The 24,601-nt window shown below is 41.3% G+C and carries 21 protein-coding genes; 14 read left to right on the top strand and 7 right to left on the bottom strand.

The genetic code is table 11. The features are described 5' to 3' along the window. From LEP1GSC192_RS07205 to LEP1GSC192_RS07170, 8 genes are all read left to right on the top strand, one after another. A complete protein-coding gene (locus tag LEP1GSC192_RS07205) occupies positions 1-729 on the top strand; it encodes an ABC transporter permease (RefSeq protein WP_020769135.1) in 729 nt (242 codons plus the stop codon). Then, positions 726-2,660, top strand: a complete 1,935-nt coding sequence (locus LEP1GSC192_RS07200; RefSeq protein WP_020769381.1) for a Gldg family protein — start codon at positions 726-728, stop codon at positions 2,658-2,660. The genes LEP1GSC192_RS07205 and LEP1GSC192_RS07200 overlap by 4 nt, the downstream gene beginning before the upstream one ends. Then, on the top strand, positions 2,653-3,765 hold the full coding sequence (locus tag LEP1GSC192_RS07195) for a DUF4340 domain-containing protein (RefSeq protein ID WP_020769262.1): 1,113 nt from the start codon (positions 2,653-2,655) through the stop codon (positions 3,763-3,765). Before LEP1GSC192_RS07200 ends, LEP1GSC192_RS07195 begins: the two co-directional genes overlap by 8 nt. Then, complete coding sequence (locus LEP1GSC192_RS07190; RefSeq protein ID WP_020769270.1) at positions 3,765-4,394, top strand: hypothetical protein; 630 nt, start codon at positions 3,765-3,767, stop codon at positions 4,392-4,394. The genes LEP1GSC192_RS07195 and LEP1GSC192_RS07190 overlap by 1 nt, the downstream gene beginning before the upstream one ends. Further along, positions 4,391-5,791 (top strand): UDP-N-acetylmuramate--L-alanine ligase, encoded by a 1,401-nt coding sequence (gene murC / locus LEP1GSC192_RS07185; RefSeq protein ID WP_020769019.1) that lies wholly within the window; start codon positions 4,391-4,393, stop codon positions 5,789-5,791. Before LEP1GSC192_RS07190 ends, murC begins: the two co-directional genes overlap by 4 nt. Then, positions 5,788-6,813: a phenylalanine--tRNA ligase subunit alpha gene (gene pheS, locus LEP1GSC192_RS07180; protein WP_020769132.1), complete on the top strand. Its 1,026-nt coding sequence runs from the start codon at positions 5,788-5,790 to the stop codon at positions 6,811-6,813. The genes murC and pheS overlap by 4 nt, the downstream gene beginning before the upstream one ends. 1 nt (position 6,814) lies before the next feature. Further along, complete coding sequence (locus LEP1GSC192_RS07175) at positions 6,815-7,240, top strand: thioesterase family protein (protein WP_020769002.1); 426 nt, start codon at positions 6,815-6,817, stop codon at positions 7,238-7,240. A 310-nt stretch (positions 7,241-7,550) separates the two neighbouring features. Beyond that, a complete protein-coding gene (locus LEP1GSC192_RS07170) occupies positions 7,551-8,897 on the top strand; it encodes a hypothetical protein (RefSeq protein ID WP_020769284.1) in 1,347 nt (448 codons plus the stop codon). Positions 8,898-8,928: 31 nt separating this feature from the next. Here the strand turns inward: LEP1GSC192_RS07170 and LEP1GSC192_RS07165 are convergent, their stop codons facing one another. From LEP1GSC192_RS07165 to LEP1GSC192_RS07145, 5 genes are all read right to left on the bottom strand, one after another. After that, the gene (locus LEP1GSC192_RS07165; protein ID WP_020769279.1) at positions 8,929-11,319 is read right to left on the bottom strand and encodes an ankyrin repeat domain-containing protein; all 2,391 of its coding nucleotides are present in this window, start codon (positions 11,317-11,319) and stop codon (positions 8,929-8,931) included. 4 nt (positions 11,320-11,323) lie between these two features. Beyond that, on the bottom strand, positions 11,324-11,836 hold the full coding sequence (locus LEP1GSC192_RS07160) for a thioredoxin-like domain-containing protein (protein ID WP_020769345.1): 513 nt from the start codon (positions 11,834-11,836) through the stop codon (positions 11,324-11,326). A gap of 118 nt (positions 11,837-11,954) precedes the next feature. Next, positions 11,955-12,389 carry a hypothetical protein gene (locus LEP1GSC192_RS07155; RefSeq protein ID WP_036089320.1) on the bottom strand — a complete coding sequence of 145 codons (435 nt, stop codon included), beginning with the start codon at positions 12,387-12,389 and terminating at the stop codon, positions 11,955-11,957. Positions 12,390-12,445: 56 nt separating this feature from the next. After that, entirely contained in the window at positions 12,446-13,711 is a 1,266-nt protein-coding gene (locus tag LEP1GSC192_RS07150) for an acetyl-CoA acetyltransferase (protein WP_020769382.1), read from the bottom strand. 18 nt (positions 13,712-13,729) lie between these two features. Next, positions 13,730-15,040: a 3-hydroxyacyl-CoA dehydrogenase family protein gene (locus LEP1GSC192_RS07145; protein ID WP_020769275.1), complete on the bottom strand. Its 1,311-nt coding sequence runs from the start codon at positions 15,038-15,040 to the stop codon at positions 13,730-13,732. 401 nt (positions 15,041-15,441) lie between these two features. Here LEP1GSC192_RS07145 and amt point away from each other — a divergent pair, with 401 nt between their 5' ends. The 6 genes from amt (at position 15,442) to LEP1GSC192_RS07115 (ending at position 21,473) form a co-directional block, all read left to right on the top strand. Next, complete coding sequence (gene amt / locus LEP1GSC192_RS07140; RefSeq protein WP_036089243.1) at positions 15,442-17,541, top strand: ammonium transporter; 2,100 nt, start codon at positions 15,442-15,444, stop codon at positions 17,539-17,541. A 148-nt stretch (positions 17,542-17,689) separates the two neighbouring features. Continuing rightward, entirely contained in the window at positions 17,690-17,953 is a 264-nt protein-coding gene (locus LEP1GSC192_RS19920; protein WP_020769024.1) for a hypothetical protein, read from the top strand. Further along, positions 17,954-19,126, top strand: a complete 1,173-nt coding sequence (locus LEP1GSC192_RS07130; RefSeq protein WP_020769350.1) for a hypothetical protein — start codon at positions 17,954-17,956, stop codon at positions 19,124-19,126. 12 nt (positions 19,127-19,138) lie between these two features. Beyond that, entirely contained in the window at positions 19,139-19,675 is a 537-nt protein-coding gene (locus LEP1GSC192_RS07125; protein ID WP_020769216.1) for a metal-dependent hydrolase, read from the top strand. Positions 19,676-19,765: 90 nt separating this feature from the next. After that, positions 19,766-21,280: a hypothetical protein gene (locus LEP1GSC192_RS07120; RefSeq protein WP_020768990.1), complete on the top strand. Its 1,515-nt coding sequence runs from the start codon at positions 19,766-19,768 to the stop codon at positions 21,278-21,280. Next, positions 21,264-21,473, top strand: a complete 210-nt coding sequence (locus LEP1GSC192_RS07115) for a hypothetical protein (protein WP_036089242.1) — start codon at positions 21,264-21,266, stop codon at positions 21,471-21,473. The genes LEP1GSC192_RS07120 and LEP1GSC192_RS07115 overlap by 17 nt, the downstream gene beginning before the upstream one ends. A gap of 83 nt (positions 21,474-21,556) precedes the next feature. On the opposite strand, the gene LEP1GSC192_RS07110 is transcribed toward LEP1GSC192_RS07115, so the two are convergent. Both LEP1GSC192_RS07110 and cyoE read right to left on the bottom strand, forming a co-directional pair. Beyond that, positions 21,557-23,563 (bottom strand): M48 family metallopeptidase, encoded by a 2,007-nt coding sequence (locus tag LEP1GSC192_RS07110; RefSeq protein WP_020769415.1) that lies wholly within the window; start codon positions 23,561-23,563, stop codon positions 21,557-21,559. Between the two features lie 166 nt (positions 23,564-23,729). After that, on the bottom strand, positions 23,730-24,599 hold the full coding sequence (gene cyoE / locus LEP1GSC192_RS07105) for a heme o synthase (RefSeq protein ID WP_020769244.1): 870 nt from the start codon (positions 24,597-24,599) through the stop codon (positions 23,730-23,732). Between the last annotated feature and the right edge of the window lie 2 nt (positions 24,600-24,601).

Here is a 24,601-nt window from a genome sequence, read left to right as displayed (position 1 = left end):
ATGTTTCGAAATATTAAATGGATCTTCTTAAAAGAAGTTAGGGTATTTTTCGGCACCTATTTGGCTCCCTTGGTTTTGGGTGGGACAGCGTTCTTAAATTCATTATTCGTTTTGATCTTGAATTTTAACTCAGGAACGAATTATACCGAAACAACAATCATTACTTTTATCTCCTTTATGAGCACAATGTTGATTGCGATGCTGATCGTTGCCATGGGTTCTATAACGGAAGAAAAAAACAGAGGAACGTTGGAGTTCCTATTTACCGCTCCTATTTCCGATCTGGAGATCGTAGTAGGTAAATTTTTATTCGGAACGTTTGTATGTGCGATCATCTCCGTTGCAGTGGATGGTCTCTTTCCGCTTTTCCTCTATTTCTTTTGGAAAGCTCCTTTATACATAGTTGCTTCCGGTACGATCGGAGTTTTTTTACTCGGGCTCTTCACCTTTGCAGTCGGATTATTCGGATCTAGTTTGGGAAAAAACCAAATGATCTCTCTTTTGATCTCGATCGCGATCTTGTTGACTTTATGGGTGATCGGTTACTTCTCCCATCTATTCGATGCCGCAACTCGTAGCGTTTTGTTTCACTTGCATATATTTACTCACTTTATCAGTTTTTCAAAAGGAGTGCTCCCTTTGAGCAGTACCGTTTTTTTTATCAGTGGAACGATCTTCTTTTTGTATCTTACAGTAAAAGTTTTAGAATCTAGGAGATGGAGAGGATGAGATCAAATTTAATGTCTAGAATTCTTTCCTGGGCTTCCATCGTATTTTTATTACTCTTCTTCCCTGCTTATGAGTCTTTTTCAAGCGCAGGAGTCCGATGGGCGATTTCCATTCTTGTAATTTCTATTATCGCTGGATCCGGATTTTTATCGTATTTAAGTTCCAAAAAAGAAGATAAGGAGATCAACTTACTCATCTCTTCCGGATTGGGCATTGTTTCTTTGGGAATTTATTTCCTGAGAGTCTATTTGGAAGATCTTTCTCTTCAAAAAGGGGGAACTGCTCCGGTTTGGATCTCAAACTTAAGGGAATTCCTTTTGGTCTTCTTGGTATTATTCGTATTGGGAAGCGTATTCTTAGGATTATTAAGAGAATGGGAGAGAAGCTCCTTCGAAAACCAATCCAGTCTGAAAGGAAGAAAACAAAGCCTTGTCAGGGACTTTTTTCTCGGGACGGGGATACTTCTTCTTATACTAATATTAGCGAATTATATTTCCGTAATGAGAAATCATAATTTCGATCTGAGCTCCAAGGGAGTTCATTCCTTCTCCATCGAAGCCAAAAAGATCCTGAAAGAAATTCCGGAAGGTGGAGAAGTGGACGTAATCGCTTTTTATCCTCGCCCGCTGGACAGCACCGCTCGAAATGCGGATGGAAGTTCTTCTCTCGCGCTAAAAAGAATTCGTCCCGATCTGGAAATTTTACTCAGCCAATTGGTCTCTATTCATCCGGGATTCAAAGTAAAGTTTATCAATGCGGATGTGGAACTGGATGAAATTGCCGAATTCGGACAGGTTTCTAATGGTAACGTTTTGATACGTTATCGTAAAGCAGGTTCTATTGCCGGTCCGTATCCCGAGCAAAAGGTCGGAGTGAAAGATAAATCCGAACTGGAAGATCTGGAAAGAAGATTGGTCCAGGCTTTTATGAACGTCACCACCAAAGAAAGAAAGGTGTACTTTACGGAAGCGAATGGGGAAAGATATTCCCAAACTTTCCAAAATCTTCCGAACGAAAAGGTGGTCCGTTTTGCGGATTCATTATCTTTTTTGAATTTTAAATCCACCGGGATCGGTTTCCAAAATAATTGGCCTCCAAAGATCCCCGATGATGCGGAATTTCTGGTAATTGCAGGACCTACTGTTCCATTCTCCCCGGAAGCAAGGGCGTCCATTTTGGATTTTGTTTTTAAAAAGAAGGGAAAACTTTTCATCACGATCGAACAAAGAGGCGGGGAAAGTTTCGATTGGCTTTTAGAAGCCGCGGGATATTCTTTTGCAAAAGGCAATCTTTCCCAAAGTCCAAGTCGGGCTCCTGGTTTGATCTTAACCAAAGCTTTTAGAGATCATGCGATCGAAGAATCCCTATCTAAAAAAGACACCGGGATCGTATTTCCTTATGGAGGATATTTCGAACAAAAACCTCCCGCTAATCCTGCAGAAATAAAGTTAGACGCTTCTATCCTATTGGAAACCGGAGGAGATGTTTATCTCGATAAGAATGGAAACGGAAAACAAGAGAAAGAAGAAGAGAAAAAAAATCTTCCGATCGCTTTGGTATTAAAAACCAAGTCGTCGACTCCGGTCATTCCGCCTGCGGATCCGAATTCACCCCCCACAATATTGCCGGAAACAAAATCGGAAGACGAAGGACGGATCGTGATCTATTCCGGAACTTCCTGGATCACGAACCAATATCTTCCTTACGAGGCGAACTACGAACTTGCGGGAGCTTCCGTCACTTGGATGTACCAAGACGTTAGTCTTCCCGCGATCCCTCCTAAAAAAGAAGAGATCGAAACCGTTTCCTTAACGGACGGGCAGAAAAGAGCAGTTTGGATCTTGGGAATGTTCTTATTTCCCGGACTCATTGCGGGTCTAGGTTCCATCTACGTGATCAAAAGAAGAAAGGCCGGGCAGAAGAATGCGTAATAAACTTTATTTACTCGGCCTCGTTGTCGTTTTACTCTTTTTGGCCTTCTTCCTTGTGGAAAAAACTAAGGAAGATACGACAGAGATAGAATATTGGAAACTTTCTTTGGATCGGATCGAATATTATCCGCCTAGTGAACAATGGATAGAAAAGACGGGAGAAAAATTTTATTCTAAACCCTTTACGATCTCCGTGAAAGAAGGGATTCGAAAGGGAGAAAAATTTTTTACTGTCTTAAACAAAGACACTGAAACCGGAAAGGAAATAGAATACGAAGGCGGTTATAATTCGGAGAATACCGTCCGAGATTTCGGGACTTATAGAGTAAAAGGGACCGAAGAAGTTCTAGAAGGCGTACAGATCAAGGAATCCTTACAAGTAGGGGAAGATTCACCTAAATTAGTTTTTTATTCCGGCAATATTTCCAAAACTTTAAGGATCGGAAAAAAACATTCCTTAGGTTCTACTCGAGTAATCTTGCATGAAGGGCCGATCCGAAATATACTGACCTCTTCTTCCTATTTATTCGATAGATTCCAAAAAGGTCCTCAAGACTTCCGTCAAAAAAGTATTTTGACCCTAAATAAGGAATATGTAAAAGAAATTTCTTATGTAGATGAGAATGGTACTTCAATCCGAATCGATAATACTCCTTTTGAATCGAATAGTATTAAAAAAAATTTCTGGCGCAGGCTTTCCGGCGAGATCATTTTGCTGGAACCTAAGTTTGGCGAAGATCTATACAGATACATGACAGGTTTGAAGGTGGAAACTTTTCCTGATGATGAGAATGGCGCCGGTTTTGGCATTGGAAATATACTCGCTCCCGATGCCGAGAAGTCCGAATTTTCTTTAGCTAGTGTAAAGGTTTTGATTTCCGACGGGAACGAGATCGTATATCGTTTTCATAAAGAGACCAGCATTGGAGATAAAAAACTGACTCCTGTGATCCGAATTATAAATTCTAATTTTAAAGAACCTCCGGTTTATGTAGTGGCAAATGCATTTACTCAAATTCAAGCTGCCGCGACTGCGATCAAAAACGCAAAAGCGATCGTAAAACCCGCTAAAACAAAGCCTGGAAATACCTCTCGGAAAAAATAATGTTTTTGATCACGCCGAACTCGGAACTCACTGAAGTAGAAAAGTCCAAACTTTCTCTATTGGATAAAATTTTCAGAGCCCCTACGGAAGCTTTCGATCTTTATCTTAGAAATCCATCTTTGGGTAGAAAGGAACTATTAAGATTACATTATGCGCTTTGGCTCCTTGCCCCGATTTCGAAAATTGCGGGGAACCTGATCAAGATCGTTTTGGACCTGATCTTCGGAGAGGAAGTGGATTTTAATCCGTTCTCCGGAGTGATCACTTCTCTTATCATCTATCCTGTTATACTTCTAGTAGTTTCTCAGTATGATGTGGTCCGAGTGTTTTATAGAAAAGTGGATCGCACAAAAGGGGAGAATTATCCCGCCGCCGACGTCCTGACGCTTGCATTTTTAGCCTTCTCCGCTTCTTCTATCTTTTGGATCCTTCCGAGTCCGATCAATTTGGGATTAATAGGGATTTCTTTTTTGTATTCCGTATATCTCTCCTTTATAGGAATGAAAAGAGTGAGCGGAGTAGAATCTAAAGAAATTCTAATATTCTTCCTTTTTGGGACAGCGTATCTATTAAGTATTTCCTTGGTTTTCGTATTCATCTATAATATTATTAGGACCTTATTAAATTGAAAATTCATCTGATAGGGATAGGCGGGATCGCAATGGGAAACCTGGCTTCCATGCTGAGAAGTCTAGGCCACGAAGTTTCCGGCTCCGATGCCGGAGTATATCCTCCAATGTCCGATAAATTAAAAGAGTGGGGCATACCTTATTCAGAAGGTTTCGATGCGGAGAGAGTTAAAGGCAAAGATCTAATCGTAATCGGAAACGCGATCTCCAGAGGAAACCCTGAAGTCGAAGAGGTCCTAAATTCCGGATTGGAATATGTTTCCATGTCCGCCGCTTTAGAAAGATATATTCTCGCCGGAAAAAAAGTGGTGGTAGTTGCGGGAACTCACGGCAAAACCACAACCACATTTTTGATCCATCATTTATTGAAAGAAGTAGGATTGAATCCCGGATTATTCGTAGGCGGGATCCGTAAGGACGGATTTCCAGGTTTCGAATTCACGAACGGAAACTATTTTGTGATCGAAGGAGACGAATACGATACGGCATTCTTCGATAAGGCCTCCAAGTTTTTACACTATAGACCTACCTATGCGGTCTTGAACGCATTAGATTTTGATCATGCAGATATTTTTAAGGATATCGGAGAGATCGAAACAATGTTCTCCAGATTGTTGAGGCTCGTGCCTGGAAACGGAAAAGTATATTACTGGGCAGGCGCCTCAAATCTAAAAAGAATTTGTGGAGAAGCTTCTAAATTCGTAAAATCGGAAGCGTTCGAATTTAATAAAAAGGATTCCTTTCTTATTTGGAAGAAGGGAGAATTATATTCCGGAGAAAGACTTCTCCGTCCTGGATTTTTCGGAAACCATAATTATAGGAACGCGGAAGTCGCGCTCAGGGTTTGCGAAGAAATATTAAAAAAAGAAAATATTCCAAAAGCAAAGGAAAAGTTACTGGATGCTTTGGAATCCTTCCCCGGTGTAAAACGTAGACAGGAGATATTATTCGAGTCTGCGAGAAGTATCTTGATCGAGGACTTTGCCCATCATCCCGTTGCGGTAGAAGAAACGATCCGCTCCGTAAAGCAGAGATTTCCTGGTTTTAAAATTATCAGCTTATTCGAACCCCGAAGCGCTACTTCCCATAGAAACGTTTTCCAAAAGGAGTACTCTTTTGCATTTAAGGGTTCTGCAGTGACCATGATTACGGAAATTTATAATCTGAAAAAGGTCTCCAAGGACAGCAGATTGGATGTAAAAAAGCTGATCCTGAAACTTCCAAAACATTCGGGGACCCTTCCCTTTTACTGCAAGGACCCTAAGGATCTGGTCCAGAAAGTTCGGAAAATCCTTCCCCAATTCGAGAAGGATAAAATCCTGATCCTAGCGATGTCCAATGGGGCTTTCGGCGGAATTTATCCTTCTTTGAAGGAATTGGTCGGATCTAGAAAATGAATCTATCGGAAGAATTAGACAAAATTTTTGAAGAAGCGAATCGTTTGATCGGATCTTCCGTCGACGAAGCGGATCTGGACAAAAACAAGAACGAGTATTTGGGTAAAAAAGGAAAACTTACCTCAGTACTCAAAAACTTAGCGTCCTTATCTATCGAAGAAAAAAAAACCGTCGGCCAAAAGGCGAATGACCTTTCTAAAAGTCTGGAAGAGATCGTTTCCAAAACCAGGGAAAATCTCAAGGCCAAAGGTTTTAAAGAACAGTCCGAAAAAGAATGGTTCGATGTTCTTCGTCCATTGGGAGAGACAGAGCCCGGCACATTACATCCTATTACGAAAATTCAATATGAGATCGAGGACATATTTACCTCGATGGGTTTCGAGATCTGGGACGGGCCGGAAGTTGAAACTGACTTTAATAATTTCGGCGCCTTAAATTTTACGGACGATCACCCTGCTCGAGACATGCAGGATACTTTTTATTTGGAAAACGGAAACCTTCTTCGTACTCACACTTCCGCGATCCAAGTGCGTGCATTAAGAAAATTGAAACCACCTTTCAAGATTATCGGACCGGGACGTGTATTCCGTTACGAAGAAGTGGACGCTTCTCACGAAACATCCTTCTATCAGATAGAAGGTATGGTGGTAGGAAAGGACATCTCCGCGGGTAATATGCTCTATACGATGGAAGTCCTACTTTCAAGAGTTTTCGAGAAAGAAGTAAAGACCAGGCTAAGACCCGGATTTTTCCCGTTCGTAGAGCCGGCATTCGAGTTGGATATCAACTGCCAGGTCTGCGGAGGAAGCGGTTGCTCCGTATGTAAACAATCCGGTTGGTTGGAGTTGATGCCTTGCGGTTTAGTACATCCGAACGTTTTCAAACTGAACGGTTTAGATCCTCAAGAGTGGACCGGATTTGCATTCGGACTCGGACTTGACAGATTAGTTATGATGAAATACGGGATCCATGATATCCGTTATCTACATTCAGGGAACCTGAGGTTCTTAAAACAATTCTAATATGATTATCACTCCGATCCAAACCAGATGGAACGATTTGGATCCTTTCGCGCATGTGAATAATGCCAGATACATGTCCTATTTTGAGATAGGACGAGTGGATTATTGTTCCAAAAAATTCAATACCAAAGATATCTACGATGTTCCATTCTTACTCGCAAGAATGGAAGTGGATATGCTTAAGGCAGTCGAATTATTTCATCCGATAGAAGTTTGGACCTGCGTTTCTAAAATCGGGAATAAGTCATGGGATTTTACTTCCTTAATACGACATACGGAAACCAAGGAAATTTTTACTAAGGCAAAAACGGTCCAAGTGTCTTACGATCATAGGAATAAATCCTCTATACCGATCCCGGATTGGATCCGTAAAATTTTGGTAGAGGATTTGGAGATATTCAAAGCCACATTTGAAAAAGCGGATTGAATTTTTCCTTTTACCTGCGGTCTTTGAAAAACAGAACACAAAAATTTTCGGAGTAGTGAGCGGTAGATTTTCGCAAAGGTTAAAAGGAGAAGGTCGTATATTCTGGAGCAAATTCAAGCCCGGTGCATTTTAAACTTTCTATCAAAGATCTCAAAAGAATGTCGGGAAAAGTCCGGAAGAACAATCCAAAAGTATTCCCGAAGTTTAAATGATTTATAACTTTGGGGATAACTAGGAATCCCCACGGAGGTAATAAATTCTTTACAAAATATAAAAATTCAACATCGTTTGCTTCCTTTTGGAATTTCCAATGAAACGAACCTTCTTAACTATTCTAATTTATTCCTTCTCTTTTCCCGTATGGTCTCAAACTGCAAACCTTTGGCAAACGATAGTCGGAGGAGAACAATACAACGGCATGATTGCCAAGGATTGTCCGGAAGATCTGCCAGGTCACTTTATTATGTTAAAAGACGGAGGCTCCGTTATCATCGGATCCGCCAACGATTGTAGTAGGCTCGATACGCATGCCCTAGCGGAGAAAAGAAAATATTCCAATGCCTGGGCAACCAAGATTGACGGGAACGGAAATCCTGTTTGGTGGAAATACTTATTCACGGGAAAACCGATCGACCTTGGCGGATACACCCAATTCGTTTTGAATCATGAAAGTGTACTTTCAAAACTTTCTCATGAAACTTCGGATGGCGGGTTCGTAACAATGGGCACCATGGGTTCCGTCGAAAAGAAACAGCTTGTATTTATGAAATACGATGCCGATGGAAAACTGCTTTGGGACAAATATCTTTTGCCCAAAGACTTTTGTGATTCTTTTTGTGGAGAAACGGATGTAAGTGTTTGTCATCTACACGAACTTTCGAACGGCAAATGGACAGCGATCGTTTCCGTTCAATATAGATTAGAAAAAGAAACAAAAGAGGGAAATACTACCACGATATCGAGTACTATAGAGACTGCATATTTTTTTGTTCGGTTTTCTAAAGATGGAGATATTAAATTCGTAAAATACCTAAAGGATTTTAAGAACTTTCCTGAAACTAGTTTAGGATTTTCTGATGGAGGAGTTTTACTTGCAGAGAATACAAGCATCCATTCCGGAAAGGAATCCCAAAAGGATGTGATCCTCCATAAAATTGACGAGGACGGAAAGCCTGTTTGGAAAAAACAATATGGAAAACCGGGAATAGAGGAATGGGCTTCCAAGATCATTTCTGTTTCAGACGGGAATCTACTTTTTGCAGGTGCTGTAACTCTAAATTCTAGGAACACTCAGACCTGGCTCATGAAATTGAATCAAAACGGGGAAATAATCTGGGAAACTATACAAAAGATTGAAGGACTCGGATTTTTAACGGATATAATAGAAACCCCGGAAAAAGATTTTATGGCTCTTTCCTCCGATGGAGAAGGTCCTTTACGTTTGGTGAAATTTTCCGCCGAAGGAAAGAAACTTTGGGAGAAAAAACAAACGAAAAGATTGTATTCAGCCTATCGAATCCTGAACGTTTCGGACGGATTTATTATAGTGGCTTACACAAAAGGAAAGCCTGCGATTTATATAGATCCGATTCTGATCAAAACGGACAAGGAAGGGAATCTTTCAAAGGATGCGGTTCGGAAGAATTTTACGAATTAGGAAACCATAATATATTATAGATCGGGCCAGGTTACTCCACACAGTTCACTTGGCATTCCGCTCCTGCTTTTTTTAGGATCTTCACTATATTCGGGTTTTCGTACCGATTCTTTTGGACCGCCCAGTCCATCGGTGTCCAACCGATATTATCTTTTTCGTTTACTCTTGCACCTGCTTGGATCAACAGTTTTAAGGATTCAGGGTGCCCACTTTCCGCGGCCTTGTGAACAGGTGTCCATCCATCGTCATTCTTTAAATTTAGATCCGATCCTCTCTGCAAAAGTAATCTTGTGATCTCGGGAAATTGGACAGCCAAATGTAAAGGGGTCATTCCGTCATTTCTCGTCGCACTCGGATCTGCACCTGATCTTAAGAACAATGCACATAACTCGTAGAAACCATGAAGAACCGCTCTATGCAATGGAGTTTCCCCTTCTCCGTTTTTGGAATTCAATTCCGCTCCTATCTGTAAAAGGAAGGCGGATACTTCATAGTATCCGAAACCGGCTGACTTGTGCAAAGGTGTATTGTCCAAATAATCTTTCGTATTCGGATCGGAGCCTCTTAGTACGAATCGATTGATGTCATCTATCTTTCTTTGGCGCACTGATTCAAAAAAATCCGGATCCAAACTAGCGTCGGTTTTGAGGGAACTTCTTACGATCTTTAAGGAGTCCGAGCTGATCAGGATCATATCGCTTTCCGCTAATCTTTGGGCAGCGTTTTTTCCCGAATCCGAATGAGTAGAATTCGGATTTGCCCCTAACTTGATGCAGGTATCCACCTGTGTTTTGGATTTTTTATCAATTCCTTCATGAAGAAGAAGGTCCGCTGTTCCCTGGTCGAATAAATTTTTACCAACCTGAGGAGCTGCTTTTGTCCGGAAATGATTGAAATATTTGATCTGTTCTTCCGAAACAAATTCGGATCTGGCTAAAATTTCCAGGATCTGTCTGAAACCTTCTCCAATTTTTTCGATATGATTTTTTTTGCGTTCCGGGTCCGATTCCAATGCTTCCGCTAAAAATGATTTTTCCAAACTTTGGTACAATCCGGAAAGTTTACTTTGCAAATACGATCTTCCGGTAGTTTCGGAAGTGAGGATCTTTCTTTCCACTCTTGCTTTTAATGCGGAGGATTCGGGCCCGGATCTTAATTTGATAAGCTCGTTTCGAACGGATTTATAATTTAAAATAGCGCCGCTAAAATCGAAGTCCGCATAAAGTCTGTCCCCTTCCTTCTCTTGGAGACCGAAGATCAGAAAATTCAGTTTTTCGATCCGATCATCTAATGCTTTTTCAAATTCTGCCAATCGGAAAGAAGAAGGTGTTTTGGTTATGTATTCTTTTTTGAGCTGCTTATATTCTTCGCTTAATCTCTTTAAAAAAGAGATCTCTCCTCCTTTCTGTGCGGATGAGTCTATTTCTGAGAATTTATCCTTATATATTAGAAAATATGAATTTGAAATTTTGCCTCTGATATTTTTTAGATAGTCGGACATCTCCGATCTGGATCTGTCCGAAAGTCTTTGTTCTAAGGCGTTTAAGGTTTCCCCGTATTCCAAAATCGATTTCTCATAGAGTTTTTCTTTTACCAGGTCGTCCGCTTTGGAAAGTTTAGGCCGGATCGTTTCTATAAAATTTTTCGCGCTCTGGTCCTCTATTTTGAAATTTAAAACATTAATCTCTCCGGTTTTATCATCTTGGACCTTAAAGCTGGGGAATTCTACCTTCTCTACTATTCCAGGGAACGCCGCTGCAAAGTTGATTGCGTATCTTGGATCGATCAGTTTGCGACCGGCTTCCGAGGAATAATAATCGATCTGGTATTCGGGAAACTCCAAATCGAAAGAAGTTTTGATCGAATAAGTGAGCGCCACAGAATCCCTTTTTTGGGATCTTAGATTGATCTTATACCCTTTATTTGAAAGAAAGATAGAACCTGAGATCAGTTCGTCCGCATCGATCGCATCTGCGATCTGTTTCATACAGATCTCGTCGTTACAGTTCAATTTTTGGCTTAGCTCAACTTGTTTTAGAAGTGCCGCCAAAGAATCATCGTCGGCTATATTGAATTTTCCTTCAAAATTTTTTAATATGGAATTGATGATCCCGTTCCTAAATCTACTCTCTAGATATTTTGGCACACCGTTTTCTAATTTCAGTTTATGGACATAGATCTTCCGGACCGAATTTTCTTTCGAAAAAAGTTCCGAACCAGAGAGAAAGAAAATTAAAAAAATACAAGCGACTTTTATAAGGGTGGACTTAATAAATTCGTTCTTTGTTGGAATTCCAACATTACAAAGATTCAGAATGAAGCTGATCGTTTGAACTTCTACAGGATAAGATTCCCGATTGGAATCCACGATGGTGTTTGCCGTTATTAACTTGGGCCCAGGCTTTACGGAATCGTTTTCCAAAGGATTACCTCTTGTTTTCCAGAATGGAAATCATTTTGGACCAGTTTTCCCGAGTGTATCCGTATTCTTTGAATATTATTTTTTTCTTTTGGACCACCATGCTGGTCGGAGTTCCTGGGAATTCTAAAATTCTCATGCTAGTTTGAAGGCTGTCAAAATATAAAGATGTTTGTCGTTTGATACCAAGTTCGTTCGCTAATTCGGAAACGGAACCTGGATCATCTCCTACAAAAATGATCCAAAGATGTAGTTTTCTTTTTGGATGAGAAGCGTTCCATTTTTTAGAATATTCCAATAAATTAGGTATTTCTTCTTTGCAGGGAGGGCAATCGGAACTGGTGAAATTTAAAATCACTAGATCTTCATCGGGGATTTGGTCGAGTTCTTGGTATAATGTTTTTCTTTCCAAATCCAAGGAATAGAGGGGAATATTGCGGACCTCGCTTTGATCATTGGGGTCTGCTGCAAGACTCCCGAAAGAAAGTAGTGATATTAGAACCCAAAGGATCGTTTTCATACAATTATTGAAAAGAGGATCTCTCTTTGAAGATTGGACCCTGGCAGGTTAGGATTTACTCCCAAGGTTTTTGGATTTGGAATGAAGTTCTAAAAATTCGGAATGAAACCGGGTGCAGTCAATCTTCTTCGCTTGAGAACGTAAAAACGAAACAAGATAATATGCTTAGAACGGATTGATAGAATACCCAAAGCCAAACCAGTTTTACCGGAAAAGCGCCGGTGAATTGAGAGATTGCTAGAGCAGGGGCGGCAAAAGCGGCAATGGAAAAAATGATCCCTGCAAGAAGTCCGCCAATAAGCCCGTACGGTAATGCCGGTCTAACGAGAGATATTAATATTCCAATGAAGAATACTTCTAATATGTCTGCTACGATGGGTCCGATCCAAAAGACCTGCGACATAGGAACGAAGAAGTTTTTTAGATTCGGATCAAAATAGAAAGTGGAGAATAAAAGAGTTCGAAGAGAAACGGAAGCTACTTCCCAGAAGCCTAGAGCTACGAAGAACCTGAGTAAAAATTGATTCCAATCTTTTGCCGTGCGTAAACCCATATAAACGAAAAGCCCGGGAATACCGGGCTTTTCCATTCTTTTTTTGTAGAAAGAATTTATTTTCCGACTACGAACACGTAATTGGTGGTTGCTGATCCGCCGATATTGAGCATCAGTCCGTTTTTCGCGCCTTCTACTTGGTAATCACCTGCGGTTCCGGTAACTTGTTTGTAGATGTCTAACATCATTCTCACACCGGAAGCACCAACAGGGTGTCCCGCTCCGATAAGTCCACCGGATGGGTTGATCGGTTTTTTACCATGGAAGTCGATCACTCCGTCTTCGATCGCTTCATGTTCCTTTCCTGGTTGAGTGATCCCGAATGCGGAGATCGCTGCATACTCGGAAGAAGTGAAACAGTCATGAGTTTCGAAAACGTCGATGTCTTTAGTGTTCAGACCGGAACGATCGAATGCGTCTTTCACGGTTTGGCGAGTCCAAGGAAGAACCCATTTATCTCCTTTGGATTCGGCAACTTTCGCTTCGAAAGTGATGGGAGCTACTCTATGTCCCCATCCTTTGATCTTAGGATAAGCGGAAAGTTTAGTTCCCTTTTTCTTAGCGAATTCTTCCGCATAATTTTTGTTAGCAAGAACCACTAACGCAGCGCCGTCAGTTACTTGAGAACAGTCGGTGATTGCAAGACGTCCACCCACTGCCATATTGAATTCTCCACCTCTTGCGTTTGCGTGTTCATTGTTCATGAACCAAGAACGGGTTTGAGCTTTAGGGTTACGTTTTGCGTTTGCGTAATTAATTCTGGAAATTTCCGCAAGAGCGCCCATATAACGTTTTTCATCCAACTTATAACGCTCTAAAAGGACGTCTGCGAGTTTTCCGAAAAGTTTAGGGAATGGGAATTGGACTCCCTTCGCTTCTTTTTCGTAATATGCTGCGGTTCCTAAGAAGTCTCCCCCTACGGAAGAAGAAACAGTCTTCATGATCTCCATACCTACAACAATCGCTACATCATAATCTTTGGAGCGAAGTTTGGTTTGAGCCGCATCTAAAGCGACGGATCCGGAAGCACAAGCTGCTTCGTAACGAGCGCCTGGAACTCCGAAGAAACAAGGATCAACTTCAGTTAAAAAAGCGCCCAGATGTCCTTGGACTGCATATTGTTCCGCGTCGAAGTTTCCTACGAAAACACCGATACGATTTTGTTTGTTTAACTTTTTGATTTCGTCGGGAGTAAGACCAACTTTTTCTAGTCCGTCTTGAACGGCTTCCCTGAACAAGGACATGAAGGTTTTTCCTTCTTTAGTCCAGTTACGTTGGAAGTCTGTTTGTTCTCCGCCGAGTACGTAAACTGCATCTTTCATGTAATCTTTCCTCCCTTATTATCCTTTAAAAAGAGAACGAGCGTCTAAAACGTCTTTCAGTTGATAGAAAGGTTTTCCCGCTTTCGCTTTTGCCAATACATCCGGAACAGGAAGTTTAGCCTTAGTGATTAGACTGATTGCTTCTTTTGGTCCGCCCAAGAAGTCTACGAATGCGGATGCAGGAGCCCAGTTAAATCCGGTTCCCATTGCAAGGTCGCTCATTTCTTTGGTTTCTACAACTTCTCCCACGATAGAAAGAGAGTAGCTTACGTAACGAGCGATAAAGTAACGAGCAATGTCCGCTTCCAAACCTTTCGCTTCTTTTACGATATTCATTGCGCCGATATAATCAGCTTCGCCGATCCTGCGGTTCGCTTCTTTGATAAAAGGAATATCGAATTTAGGGACCGGAACATACAGGTCACCTTTGATATCGTAATACAATTTTTCCTTTTTACCGTCAGGAGCTTTGGTCATCTTATAAAGACCCTGTCCGGACTTTCTTCCTAAGTCGCCTTTATCGATCAACTTCTGGAAATAATCGGGAAGTTTGAAGGTAGAATGTGCAGCGTCTTTAGTCATCTCATAGAGGTTGTCTACGATCGCCTTGTGAACATCCAGACCGACGAAGTCCGCAGTGTCCAGAGGAGCCATTGCTCTTCCGGTATAACCGCTCATGATTGCGTCGATAAGTGCAATACCACCTTTGTCGGAATATTCTTCCGCTTTGATAGCAGCTTCGTTGATTAACTGGAATCCGATCCTGTTACCTGCGAATGCCGGAGTATCGTTCGTATAAACGACGGCGCGTCCCAGAGTTTTATCCAGGTATTCTCCCAGTTTTTTGGTAACTTTTTTATCGTTTCCTGCATGAGTTACCAATTCGCAGAGGATCATTTTATACGGAGGGTTGAAGAAGTGAGTTCCGTAATAATGTTTTTTACCGTCTTCGTCGAAAGCATCCGCTAAACGAGCGATAGAAAGACCGGAAGAAACAGTGGATACGATCGTGCCCGGTTTACGAGCCTTAGCGATCCTTTTGTTGATCGGTTCTTTTACTTCATAACTTTCTGCAACAAGCTCGAAAACCCAATCGGATTCGGAGACAGCTTTTTCCAGGTCTTGGTCATAAGAACCGGGAATTAATCTAGGACGGATTGTGTCCGTTTTGATGGAAGAAATAGCTTTTTCGATCCCTTCTTTAGCTTTGTTAACGTCACGGGCTAACATATAGACTTTTGCCTTACCAAAAGCTGCCACGATAGCTGCGGATCCGGCGCCCATTGTCCCATTTGCGCCAAGAACGGTTACGGTTTTGATTTCCCTCATGGAATTATACCAACATCTCGGTTTTTGTAGAGTTAATCCTTGTTTAAAACAGGCTTTTTAGAGGGAAAGGCTTTTTTCTCCTTCGAAGCCCCTGCTTTAGCCGTTATCTATAAGACTTTGTAGAACGGTCGTTACGTTCGAAATAAACACTGTTCTTCGAAAAAAACGAATTTTCTCTCGAATTTTAAGAAGTTTCGGGGTTTGGAGAAGGGCCCGTAATGCCTTTTACGATTAAAACTCATTTCAGTGAGGGAGGATTTTTGGGGTATTTATCATCCTCTTTGTTACATTATTATGAGTTTTCCCGCTTGCGTCTTGTTAGATTAGATTAAAATGATTCCGATAATTTAGATTAATAAGCGAAACAATTGTAGCAGGAATCATTCGGGGGAACCTTTTCTATGATCTTAGAAAAGAGCTTACTAGATATACTTTGGGTCTTGGTATGTTCAGGACTGGTACTCATTATGCAAGGCGGTTTCCTTGTATTAGAATCCGGACTTACTAGAGCCAAAAACTCCATTAATGTCGCCATTAAAAATATTGCGGACTTCGGAGTAGCCACTCTCCTTTTTTATACGTTCGGATTCGGGCTTATGTTCGGAGTCACATGGAACGGTCTCATAGGAACTTCTTTATTTGCTCCTGTGTTTCCGGAAGGTAAGGCTTGGCCTCCGACTTTTTTCTTATTCCAGCTAGTGTTCTGCGGAACTTCTGCGACGATCGTTTCAGGAGCAGTTGCAGAAAGATTAAAATTCCATTCTTATTTATTCGCCACAGCTCTGATCTCGGGTTTGATCTATCCGATCGCCGGTCATTGGTGTTGGGGAGGAAGTATGACGGATGAAAGTCTTGGTTGGCTGGCTGCTAGAGGATTTCATGACTTCGCAGGTTCCACTCTCGTCCATAGCGTGGGTGGTTGGGTGTCACTTTCTCTTCTGCTTGTAGTGGGTGCTAGAATAGGAAGATTTCCGGAGAATGAGGAACCCAAAGCAGTCACCGGAAGTAATCTCCCAATGGCGATGTTAGGTGGAATTCTCCTTTGGTTCGGATGGATGGGATTTAATGGAGGGAGTACTTTAGCTTTTAATGAAAAAGTTCCGGGCATTATACTGAACACTATCATCTCTTCCGGATTCTCCCTTATGGTAGCGATGTTATCCGCTTGGTTGATTAAAGGATTTCCGGAAGCGACTGCCCCATTGAACGGTTCTTTGGCCGGTTTAGTCGCCGTCACTGCGGGAGCGGATTGTTTTACTCCGATTCAATCTGCGATCATCGGTAGCATAGCGGGTTCCTTGGTTCTTCCTGCAGAAAAACTTTTAGATAAACTGAAGATAGACGATGCGGTGGGAGCTATCCCCGTCCACTTGATCGGAGGGATTTGGGGAACGATTGCTGTGGGAATTTTTGCGGATCTGAACCTGATTGGTCATAATGTCACAAGAACTTCCCTTCTTCTTACCCAAGTATTGGGTATACTTTCCGTGGGTGGATTTGCATTCGGACTTTCTTTGCTGATCTTTTACCTGATTAATAAATTTTTCCCTCTCCGGGTAGATGGGGACGAAGAAAGAATGGGGCTAAACATTTCGGAGCATAAGGCTACTACGGAGCTGATCGATCTATTCTTAGCCATGGATTACCAGAGAAAGACCGGGGACTTGGCAGTGGATGTTCCTGTAGAACCGTTTACGGAAGTAGGTCAGATCGCTGAACGTTATAATTTGGTTTTGGGAACAGTACGTTCTACACTTGCCGACAATGAAAAAGCAAGGGCGGAAATTGCGGACGCGTATGAAAAGGTGCGTATCGAGCAGGATAAGGCGGAAAAATTACTTCTGAATGTCCTTCCTCACTCCATCGCACAAGAGCTGAAGGCGAATGCCGGGCTTATCGCGGATAGTTATCCGAAAGTTTCTATTCTTTTTGCGGATATCGTGGGTTTCACTAAACTTTCCGCAGTGATGAGGCCCGAGTCCGTAGTACGACTCTTAAACGAAGTGTTCTCTCACTTCGATATTCTGGCAGAAAAGTATGGTTTGGAGAAAATTAAGACGATTGGAGACGCGTATATGGCGGTTGGGGGTCTTCCTCTACCGAATGAGGCGCATCCTTTGCTTGTAGCTCATATGGCTTGGGATATGAAGGAGCTTCTTTCCAAATTCAAACTCAAAAAAATGGGTACGAAACTGCGTATGAGGATTGGGATTAATACGGGTCCAGTAGTTGCAGGTGTCATCGGTACGAAAAAATTCATCTACGATATCTGGGGAGACGCAGTAAATCTTGCCAGTCGTATGGAATCTCACGGTGTTCCGGGAGAAATTCAGGTTACAGAGTCCACTGCAGAACTTATTCGATCCGATTTTGCTTTAACGGAAAGGGGAGAGATCAACGTGAAAGGAAAAGGTTTAGTCAAAACCTTCTTAATCAGCCATCGACTACGTTCTCCTGAAGAGAGATTTACCGATCTAGGATACTCATTCAGCGCAACTTAGAGATAGAAACGAAACATTATGAATCGTTTTAGATTGCTTTAACGAAAGAAAATGAAAAAAGGTTTTACTCTTTTGGCTCTAAGTCTTACGAGTGGAAATTTACTCTAGGAATAACGGAAAGATTCCCCAGATACAAGGAGTATCTACCATGGTAGCTAAGAAGAAAGCAAAGAAAAAAGCCGCACCGAAGAAGAAAGCGGCAAAGAAGAAAGTAGCGAAAAAAAAGGTCGTTAAAGCCACTAAGAAAAAAGCAGTTAAGAAGAAGACTGCGCCTAAAAAGAAAGTAGTTAAGAAAAAAACTGCTCCGAAACCGGCGCCTCGTCCTGCTGCTCCAGTTGCGACCCCAGAACCTACGCCTGCACCAAGCCTGTTCCCAACCGGCGGTTCCGGCGAAGGAGGGAGCAATATCTAATTGCTCTTTTTTCTGAGAAAACTGGTCCCGCTCCCTATTGGGAGCGGGATATTACTCCGCCTTCTACTTTTATTCCTATTTTCTAGTTCCCTATTCAGCCAAAACTCTCCTCCGGTTTACGCAAAAGTACTCTGCGTTAACTCTCCGGAAGGTTGTGAATGTAAGTTTCCTGAAAAGGAGCAAAGTATCCGTGTATTTCACGGAGAAGCCGTTATTTTAGAAGATCCATTCATAAAGTCCGAACAATCAAAGATACGTCGCTCTAAGGATTCCTGTATCTATCCAAGGGCAAATTTGAAACCCCTTGCTTACCAACATACATTTCGGCCCATGCAGACCACTTTGGATCATTCTCCTAAACCTTTAGAAAGGTTTCTCTCCCAAGAAGACCTGGAACGTTTGTCTGAATTCCAACCTACAAGTTTAGGAACCTATTATCCTACCTATTATCATTTGGCATTGGAAGAAGCTTTTCCTGGAACGGAGGTAGCGGCTTATTCTCCTTCCGGAAAAGAGATCGGCAGAGCGTCCGCTACATTCTTAGAACAAGTGCGCTGGGAAGGAAGTGGGATCGCAAAGGATGGAAAGAAATACCATTTCGCAGGAGAGGGAAAATACGAGCTCTACGATCTGGAATGGGGTTGGGGAGCAGGATACAATTATCAGGTGTTTCCTTACAGAACGTTGGCAGTAAGTTTTAAGGATCTTTGCGAGAAAATCGGGTCTAAAATTTTTTCCTGCAATAAGTCAAAGGTCATCGGCGCGCTGGCGTTTATTCCCAGGATCAAAGAAAAGAGGATCAAAATGCAGAATGGTAAAAGCCACGACGGTTATTTCTGCTTGAATGATACGGGATCACCTCTGTACATCCGAGACGATAGAATGGATATGTTTGTAGGAGTTCACGGAGGAGGAAGTCCTTACCAGCCTCAGGAACTCTCCAGGAACCTGTTCTTAGACGCAGGCATCCACCCTCTCTATCCTTCCGATTGGAAATTATATAGTTCCGAAAAGGAAAGATTTTGGTGCCCTAAGGAAAAACTTCCCCGAAATCCTTTCTCTCCTTCCGAATCGGAATGCAAATTGGATTATCATGCCCAGGCTCCTGAGAAGGGAATGGAGATGAGGATCTTTTTCCGTAAAGACGGGAGTTTGGTCCGTTGTAGGACTTGAAATAGATTAATAATGGCTACAATATTCTCCCACCCAGCGGTTCCAATTTCCCTTTTCTTCTTTTTCGGAAAAAAAAGAATCCCGGTCTTACTTGCGATTTTTGGAATATTTTTCTCTGTTCTTCCAGATTTTGACGTAGTCGCTTTTAAATTCGGGATCCCGTATGAAAGCGATTGGGGTCACAGAGGATTTACTCATTCTATTTTATTCGCGCTGGTAATGTCCTGCATTGTGGCATTCTTCAAGATCAAACTGAAAGTAAGCTGGCTTACTCTCTTTTCATTTCTTTTTGTATCTACGGTCTCTCATGGAGTGTTGGATGCAATGACCACAGGCGGTTTAGGAGTCGGATTTTTAATACCTTGGAGTTCTGAAAGAACTTTCTTCGAGTTCAGGCCGATAAGAGTTTCTCCAATCGGCCCTAGGAATTTTTTTACTGCAAGAGGATGGGTTGTGATCCAATCGGAACTTTTGTATATTTGGATCCCGGCAATTTTGGTTTCAATTGTGGGAATTGGAATAAGGTGGTTTATTAGAAAAACTGAATAAGAATTCCGATCTAATCGTAAAGAATAGCTTTAAATTTTTGAATTACGGGCGATATTTTATCAGAACGTTATTCGTCCTTTTAATATCTCTATGATAAAGCTGAAATCTTTTTCTTTAAATGACTGGAAAACACAATTCAAGACTATTATAACAGATTACCCTGGTTTTTCGGTTGGCGATTTGAATGTAAAACAAGGGTTTGAGCGTTTGGAACAGCTTTGGCTGGAAATTAAAGATGAAGCGATTGTTGTCTTTGAATATCCTTATGTAGACCCCCTTTATAGAGATAGCTATTATACATATTATTCCGCAAAACATAGAAGATATGAAAGAGATTGCATTAGGATTCATTTCTTTAATTCTTCTTCAGTCTCAGATCCAGCTGACGGTTCTAAATCATATTTTGGCTTTGTTGTATTGCGACCAACTCCACATCGTTTATTGGGGAGAAGCCATATATCTCCGGAGCTTATGAAACGGAGAGAAAATGCAGAGATATGCTTATCCGAAGTGAAAGTCCAAGTGAGAGGAAAAATTATTTCAAGCGTAGGTTTTCCTTATTCTTCACAAGATTCTCATACTCATACTTGTGCAGAAACTTGTATTTGGTCGGTAATGGAATATTTTTCTCAAAGATATAGAGATTATATTCCAGTCTTGCCTTCTAAAATTCGGAAGGTCCTTGAATCTACGTATCCTAGAAGAAGTCTCCCTTCTGAAGGTCTTACCTCATTACAGATTTCTCGTGCACTGAAAGAATTCGGCTTTGGCAGTATGATTTATAGTATTGGAAGTTCTGATAATCAAAAGAAAGTCTTTTATGAAACCATATATACTTACGCAGAATCCGGCATACCGCAAATATTAACTGTAAATAATGAAAATATATCTCATGCAGTTGTTTTAATTGGCCATGAAGTTAGATCAGTCGATTCAATTAATCATGCAAACTCCGAAAAATTAAATTTATATAATGGCCAAGAAGTGGATATAATCGACACAGCAAGCATTCCCGGAAAATATATTTTCCAAGACGATAATCATACTCCTTACCAGTTTGCAATGATTGAAAATCCGTTCGAATATTATCAAAGTAATAGTCAGTTTCAAGGAGCGCATGTAGTAAATACTGTAGTTCCTTTGTATCCGAAAATTCATTTGGATGCGATTCGGGCAAGGACTCTTGCAAAGGCAGTTTTAAGGGATAGACGATTTGGTCTTGAGCCAATAAAAGATCAAGGCCCATTTACTTTTCGATTATTGCTGACGTCCTCAAAATCATGGAAGGGCTTTTGGTTTCCTTTAAAGGATAAATTCGGAAAGTTAGGAAAAGTGTTTTTAGAATTAGCTTTACCGAAGTTCATTTGGCTTGCTGAAATTGGCTTTAAGGAACATTATATATCAAATTCTGATTCGGTAGTAGGCCGAATTCTTATGGATGCTACAGGGGATGAATCATTGAGATCCGTTCTAGCAATACAATATACGAATTCATTATTTTTACTTGACGACCCTTCAAAACCTCAAAGGCTTGAAGAGAGTTTCCCTCCTTCCGTAATGTATCGGAATAATCTTAAAGGAGCTTGGAATGCCTGGAAACACTGATCCAATGGATATGCTTTTTACTAGCGTTATCGAAGAAGCCAAAAATGCCGGAAAGATTAAGGATATTGAACTGGAGGAATTATCCTCGTTAGCTTCTTTGATATATAAAGATATGGAAGAATCTAGAGCTGAATATAAAAATTATTTATCCGAGTCAGAGCGTTCTGCCGGCTCAATAATCATAAATTCTTAATATTTAAAATTAAGAATTTATGATATAGTAAAGCCAAGCCTCGAAAACCTTTCGAGGCTGATTTTAAAAAATCTAAATCAACTTCACTGAACCACTAAAAGGTCAATCTTTCCCCGTTTATTATACTTCACGAAAGCTTTTCCTTTTTCGTAGTAGTCGTGATATTCGCCTTGTTTTCTGAATTTAGAACCCAAAAGTTTTTCCGCAGCAGGTTTAGAAGCGCCTACCGTGATTCCTTGTCCTAAACCGGGGCTAGCATCTCCGACTACATTCACTTGCACTACCGTTCCCATATCTAAAATAAAAGCGGTCTCTTTGTTATCGTATTCGAAATATTCCAAACCGCTTTTTTTATCCGTTTTGATACGTGTAGGTTTTCCCCAGTTTTTTAGAAGATCTTCTAACTTGTCTCCAGGGCCGACGCCACCCACTTTAAACGCATTCACTTCGTTTGCAGGAGTAGGAGCGGTCAGTTCGATGGAATGGATCTTTGCTAATACTTTTGCCCAACCGGAAGTGGAATCGTAATTGGTAAGATAATAATTTGCAAGTCCTTTGGATTTGGGATCCACAGCCGAATAAGATTCTACCAATGCGATATTCAAGATTGGAGTAAAGTTCTCATAGATATAATCCGGATCTACTTGTTGTTTCTGAGCGGTGGATTGCCCGATCGTTCTTAAATACTGAGCGATCTGAGGATTGTTTCCGCTCTGAGAAGCAAGAGTTCTGATCTTTTGATCGATGGACAAGGCGAGACGATTAAAAAGTTCTTTAGCTTCTTCCTTTTTGTCCGTCCAGAATAGAACGACACCCAAGTTATTTGCTAAGGAAACGGTTCCTTCCGCTTGGAATGCTTTGTTGGCAATGCTAACAGCTACGTCTAGATCTTTTTCGTCGGCAGAATACGAAAGTAATACTGCATAGTTGGAGAGGAAGTACGGATCGTCCGTTTTTACGATCACTTCTCTGTATGCTTTGAGGGCACGATTATAAGCGGCCTCGTTTCCCGGAATGATCCTCATAACTGCACGTTTACTCTTATCCGGAGGAAACACCATATTATCTCTGAAAGACGGCATGTCCAAAACCGGTTTTAATTTTAATTCTTCATTGGAAGCGGTTGCCATCCAGATCTTATGCATACAAACTGCGAGTGCTTTACTTAAATAAGTATTTTCCGGAAACTTTTTAAGTCCGTCTTCTAAATTCGATCTGGCATCGTCTAAATTTCTTCCCAGTTGAATATCATCGAAAGTTTTTTCCATCTTAGCCAAGAAGCTGTACAGTTCTTGTTTATCCGTTTTGAGTCTGGACAATCTCTCATTCGGAGAAGGGTGGCTGGAGAAATAATGAGAGCCGATCAATTCAGGTCTGGTTTTATCCGCTTTAGAAGCTGCTAATGCTTCTTTATAAGATTGTTCCACTTCGTTCAAAGTTTGCAGAGTGATCAGCATAAAGTCTCCGCCGTAACCTGCCTTATCCAGTAGAAATAAGCCCGTTTGGTCCGCATCCAACTCTTGCTCTTGTGAAAATTTGCTATTTTCTAAGAATGCTTTTCCGGACGGTTCATCCTTGAGTGCATAAAACTTTTTTACACTGTTAAAAACATGTCTGTTATAGAAGTGAGCTAACTCGTGGGACAATACTCCTGCTATATATCTTTCTCGATGGAAGTCCAACTTTTGAGCTGCATCCGCTTCTTTTTGTTTGATGATCTCATCGAGTGAATCTAATGCACCTGAATGAATACAAAATTGCCCGCCCGCCATGGCAAATGCGTTGAAACTTCCTTCCTTTACGATTTTGTAAACTAAAGGAAAAGGAGGGTTGCCGGAATTTTTGGAAAGTTTGCCGAACGCTTTGTCAATAGGCTTCTTCCATCCTTTATGATCCGTAAGCACAGTCTTTGACTTGATCAGATTTGTAAACTGCACGTTACTTTGTCTTACTAACTGTGCATACAATTCCGCGTCGAATTCTCCCGGTTTGTTCTGAGAAAAAATCGGAGAGCCCGAAAGTGAAACTAAACCTAAAACAGCCAAAAGTTTCAGGACATAAGGACGAACCGAGTACGAAAGATTGATCATGGGAAAAACCTCTGAGGAGAGAAAACTATACGCTCTTAAGCGACTGTCAACTCTGAAAGGTTTAAAAAACGGAGTGAAATTTTTTGCTCGAAAATGGGGGTTTAAAGTAAAGGAAATTTTCTCCTAAATAAATTATATCCGAACCGGATTTGGAAAACTTCTAATTTTAGGCAGGGATGGAATGGTCGATTAGGATCAATATATTGATCAAAAATAAATGCAGAATGCTGAAAAAGAAAAATCCTCTGGCGAATTTAGGCTCAGGATTCTGGAACAATTTTACGGAAAGATAAAGTATAGATATACTCAGCGCCACGGAAGAGACCATATACAACCAACCCATGGAAGGTTCCGCCCAATAGAACGCAATCACGGAGCCGACATACAGAACGGTGTAAAACAGAATAGAGCGTCCGGTCTCCTTCACACCTTTTACAACCGGTAGCATTGGAAAATTTGCGTCGCTATAATCTTCTTTTAAAAAGATGGCAAGAGCCCAGAAGTGAGCAGGTGTCCAAAGAAAGATCATTAGAAATAAGATCCAAGCCGGCAAAGGTAAAGAATTACTAACGGCTGCATAACCGATTAGAGGTCCTACACAACCAGCCACTCCTCCTATTACGATATTCTGATGTGTTCTGGGTTTTAATAATATGGTATAAAGAAAAACATAAGCGAGAAGTGCCGCAAATGCGCATATCGCAGTCAGAAGATTTGCAAAATAATACAAGATCCCGAACGCAGCAAAAGTCATCGCGAATCCCACGATCCAAGCTTGAGTGCCGCTGATCCTTCCTGCAGGGATCGGACGATTTGCAGTTCGTTTCATTTTAGCGTCCCTATCTTTTTCCAAGATCTGGTTGAAGATAAAAGATGCGGAAGACATCAAAAAGGTCCCGAGCATGGTCATAAAAACCAAAAGGGTGCTCGGAGCCGAAGAAGAGCCAAGATATAGACCGGGCACAGCTGTTGCTAACACTAGGGAAGTAACCCTAGGTTTGATCATCTGATTCCAGTCTGAAAGAAAATTATTCATTC

Origin of the sequence: Leptospira sp. B5-022 (assembly GCF_000347035.1) — a bacterium.
Classification (GTDB): Bacteria; Spirochaetota; Leptospiria; order Leptospirales; family Leptospiraceae; genus Leptospira_B; species Leptospira_B cinconiae.
This window is presented reverse-complemented; position numbering and strand designations above follow the sequence as displayed.

Excerpts from the sequence above, each read along its gene's own strand:
- LEP1GSC192_RS07205 (WP_020769135.1), top strand. The coding sequence starts at position 1 with ATGTTTCGAAATATTAAATGGATCTTCTTAAAAGAAGTTAGGGTATTT.
- LEP1GSC192_RS07200 (WP_020769381.1), top strand. The coding sequence starts at position 726 with ATGAGATCAAATTTAATGTCTAGAATTCTTTCCTGGGCTTCCATCGTA.
- LEP1GSC192_RS07195 (WP_020769262.1), top strand. The coding sequence starts at position 2,653 with ATGCGTAATAAACTTTATTTACTCGGCCTCGTTGTCGTTTTACTCTTT.
- LEP1GSC192_RS07190 (WP_020769270.1), top strand. The coding sequence starts at position 3,765 with ATGTTTTTGATCACGCCGAACTCGGAACTCACTGAAGTAGAAAAGTCC.
- pheS (WP_020769132.1), top strand. The coding sequence starts at position 5,788 with ATGAATCTATCGGAAGAATTAGACAAAATTTTTGAAGAAGCGAATCGT.
- LEP1GSC192_RS07175 (WP_020769002.1), top strand. The coding sequence starts at position 6,815 with ATGATTATCACTCCGATCCAAACCAGATGGAACGATTTGGATCCTTTC.
- LEP1GSC192_RS07170 (WP_020769284.1), top strand. The coding sequence starts at position 7,551 with ATGAAACGAACCTTCTTAACTATTCTAATTTATTCCTTCTCTTTTCCC.
- LEP1GSC192_RS07160 (WP_020769345.1), bottom strand. The coding sequence starts at position 11,836 with ATGAAAACGATCCTTTGGGTTCTAATATCACTACTTTCTTTCGGGAGT.
- LEP1GSC192_RS07155 (WP_036089320.1), bottom strand. The coding sequence starts at position 12,389 with ATGGGTTTACGCACGGCAAAAGATTGGAATCAATTTTTACTCAGGTTC.
- LEP1GSC192_RS07150 (WP_020769382.1), bottom strand. The coding sequence starts at position 13,711 with ATGAAAGATGCAGTTTACGTACTCGGCGGAGAACAAACAGACTTCCAA.
- LEP1GSC192_RS07145 (WP_020769275.1), bottom strand. The coding sequence starts at position 15,040 with ATGAGGGAAATCAAAACCGTAACCGTTCTTGGCGCAAATGGGACAATG.
- amt (WP_036089243.1), top strand. The coding sequence starts at position 15,442 with ATGATCTTAGAAAAGAGCTTACTAGATATACTTTGGGTCTTGGTATGT.
- LEP1GSC192_RS19920 (WP_020769024.1), top strand. The coding sequence starts at position 17,690 with ATGGTAGCTAAGAAGAAAGCAAAGAAAAAAGCCGCACCGAAGAAGAAA.
- LEP1GSC192_RS07125 (WP_020769216.1), top strand. The coding sequence starts at position 19,139 with ATGGCTACAATATTCTCCCACCCAGCGGTTCCAATTTCCCTTTTCTTC.
- LEP1GSC192_RS07120 (WP_020768990.1), top strand. The coding sequence starts at position 19,766 with ATGATAAAGCTGAAATCTTTTTCTTTAAATGACTGGAAAACACAATTC.
- LEP1GSC192_RS07115 (WP_036089242.1), top strand. The coding sequence starts at position 21,264 with ATGCCTGGAAACACTGATCCAATGGATATGCTTTTTACTAGCGTTATC.
- LEP1GSC192_RS07110 (WP_020769415.1), bottom strand. The coding sequence starts at position 23,563 with ATGATCAATCTTTCGTACTCGGTTCGTCCTTATGTCCTGAAACTTTTG.
- cyoE (WP_020769244.1), bottom strand. The coding sequence starts at position 24,599 with ATGAATAATTTTCTTTCAGACTGGAATCAGATGATCAAACCTAGGGTT.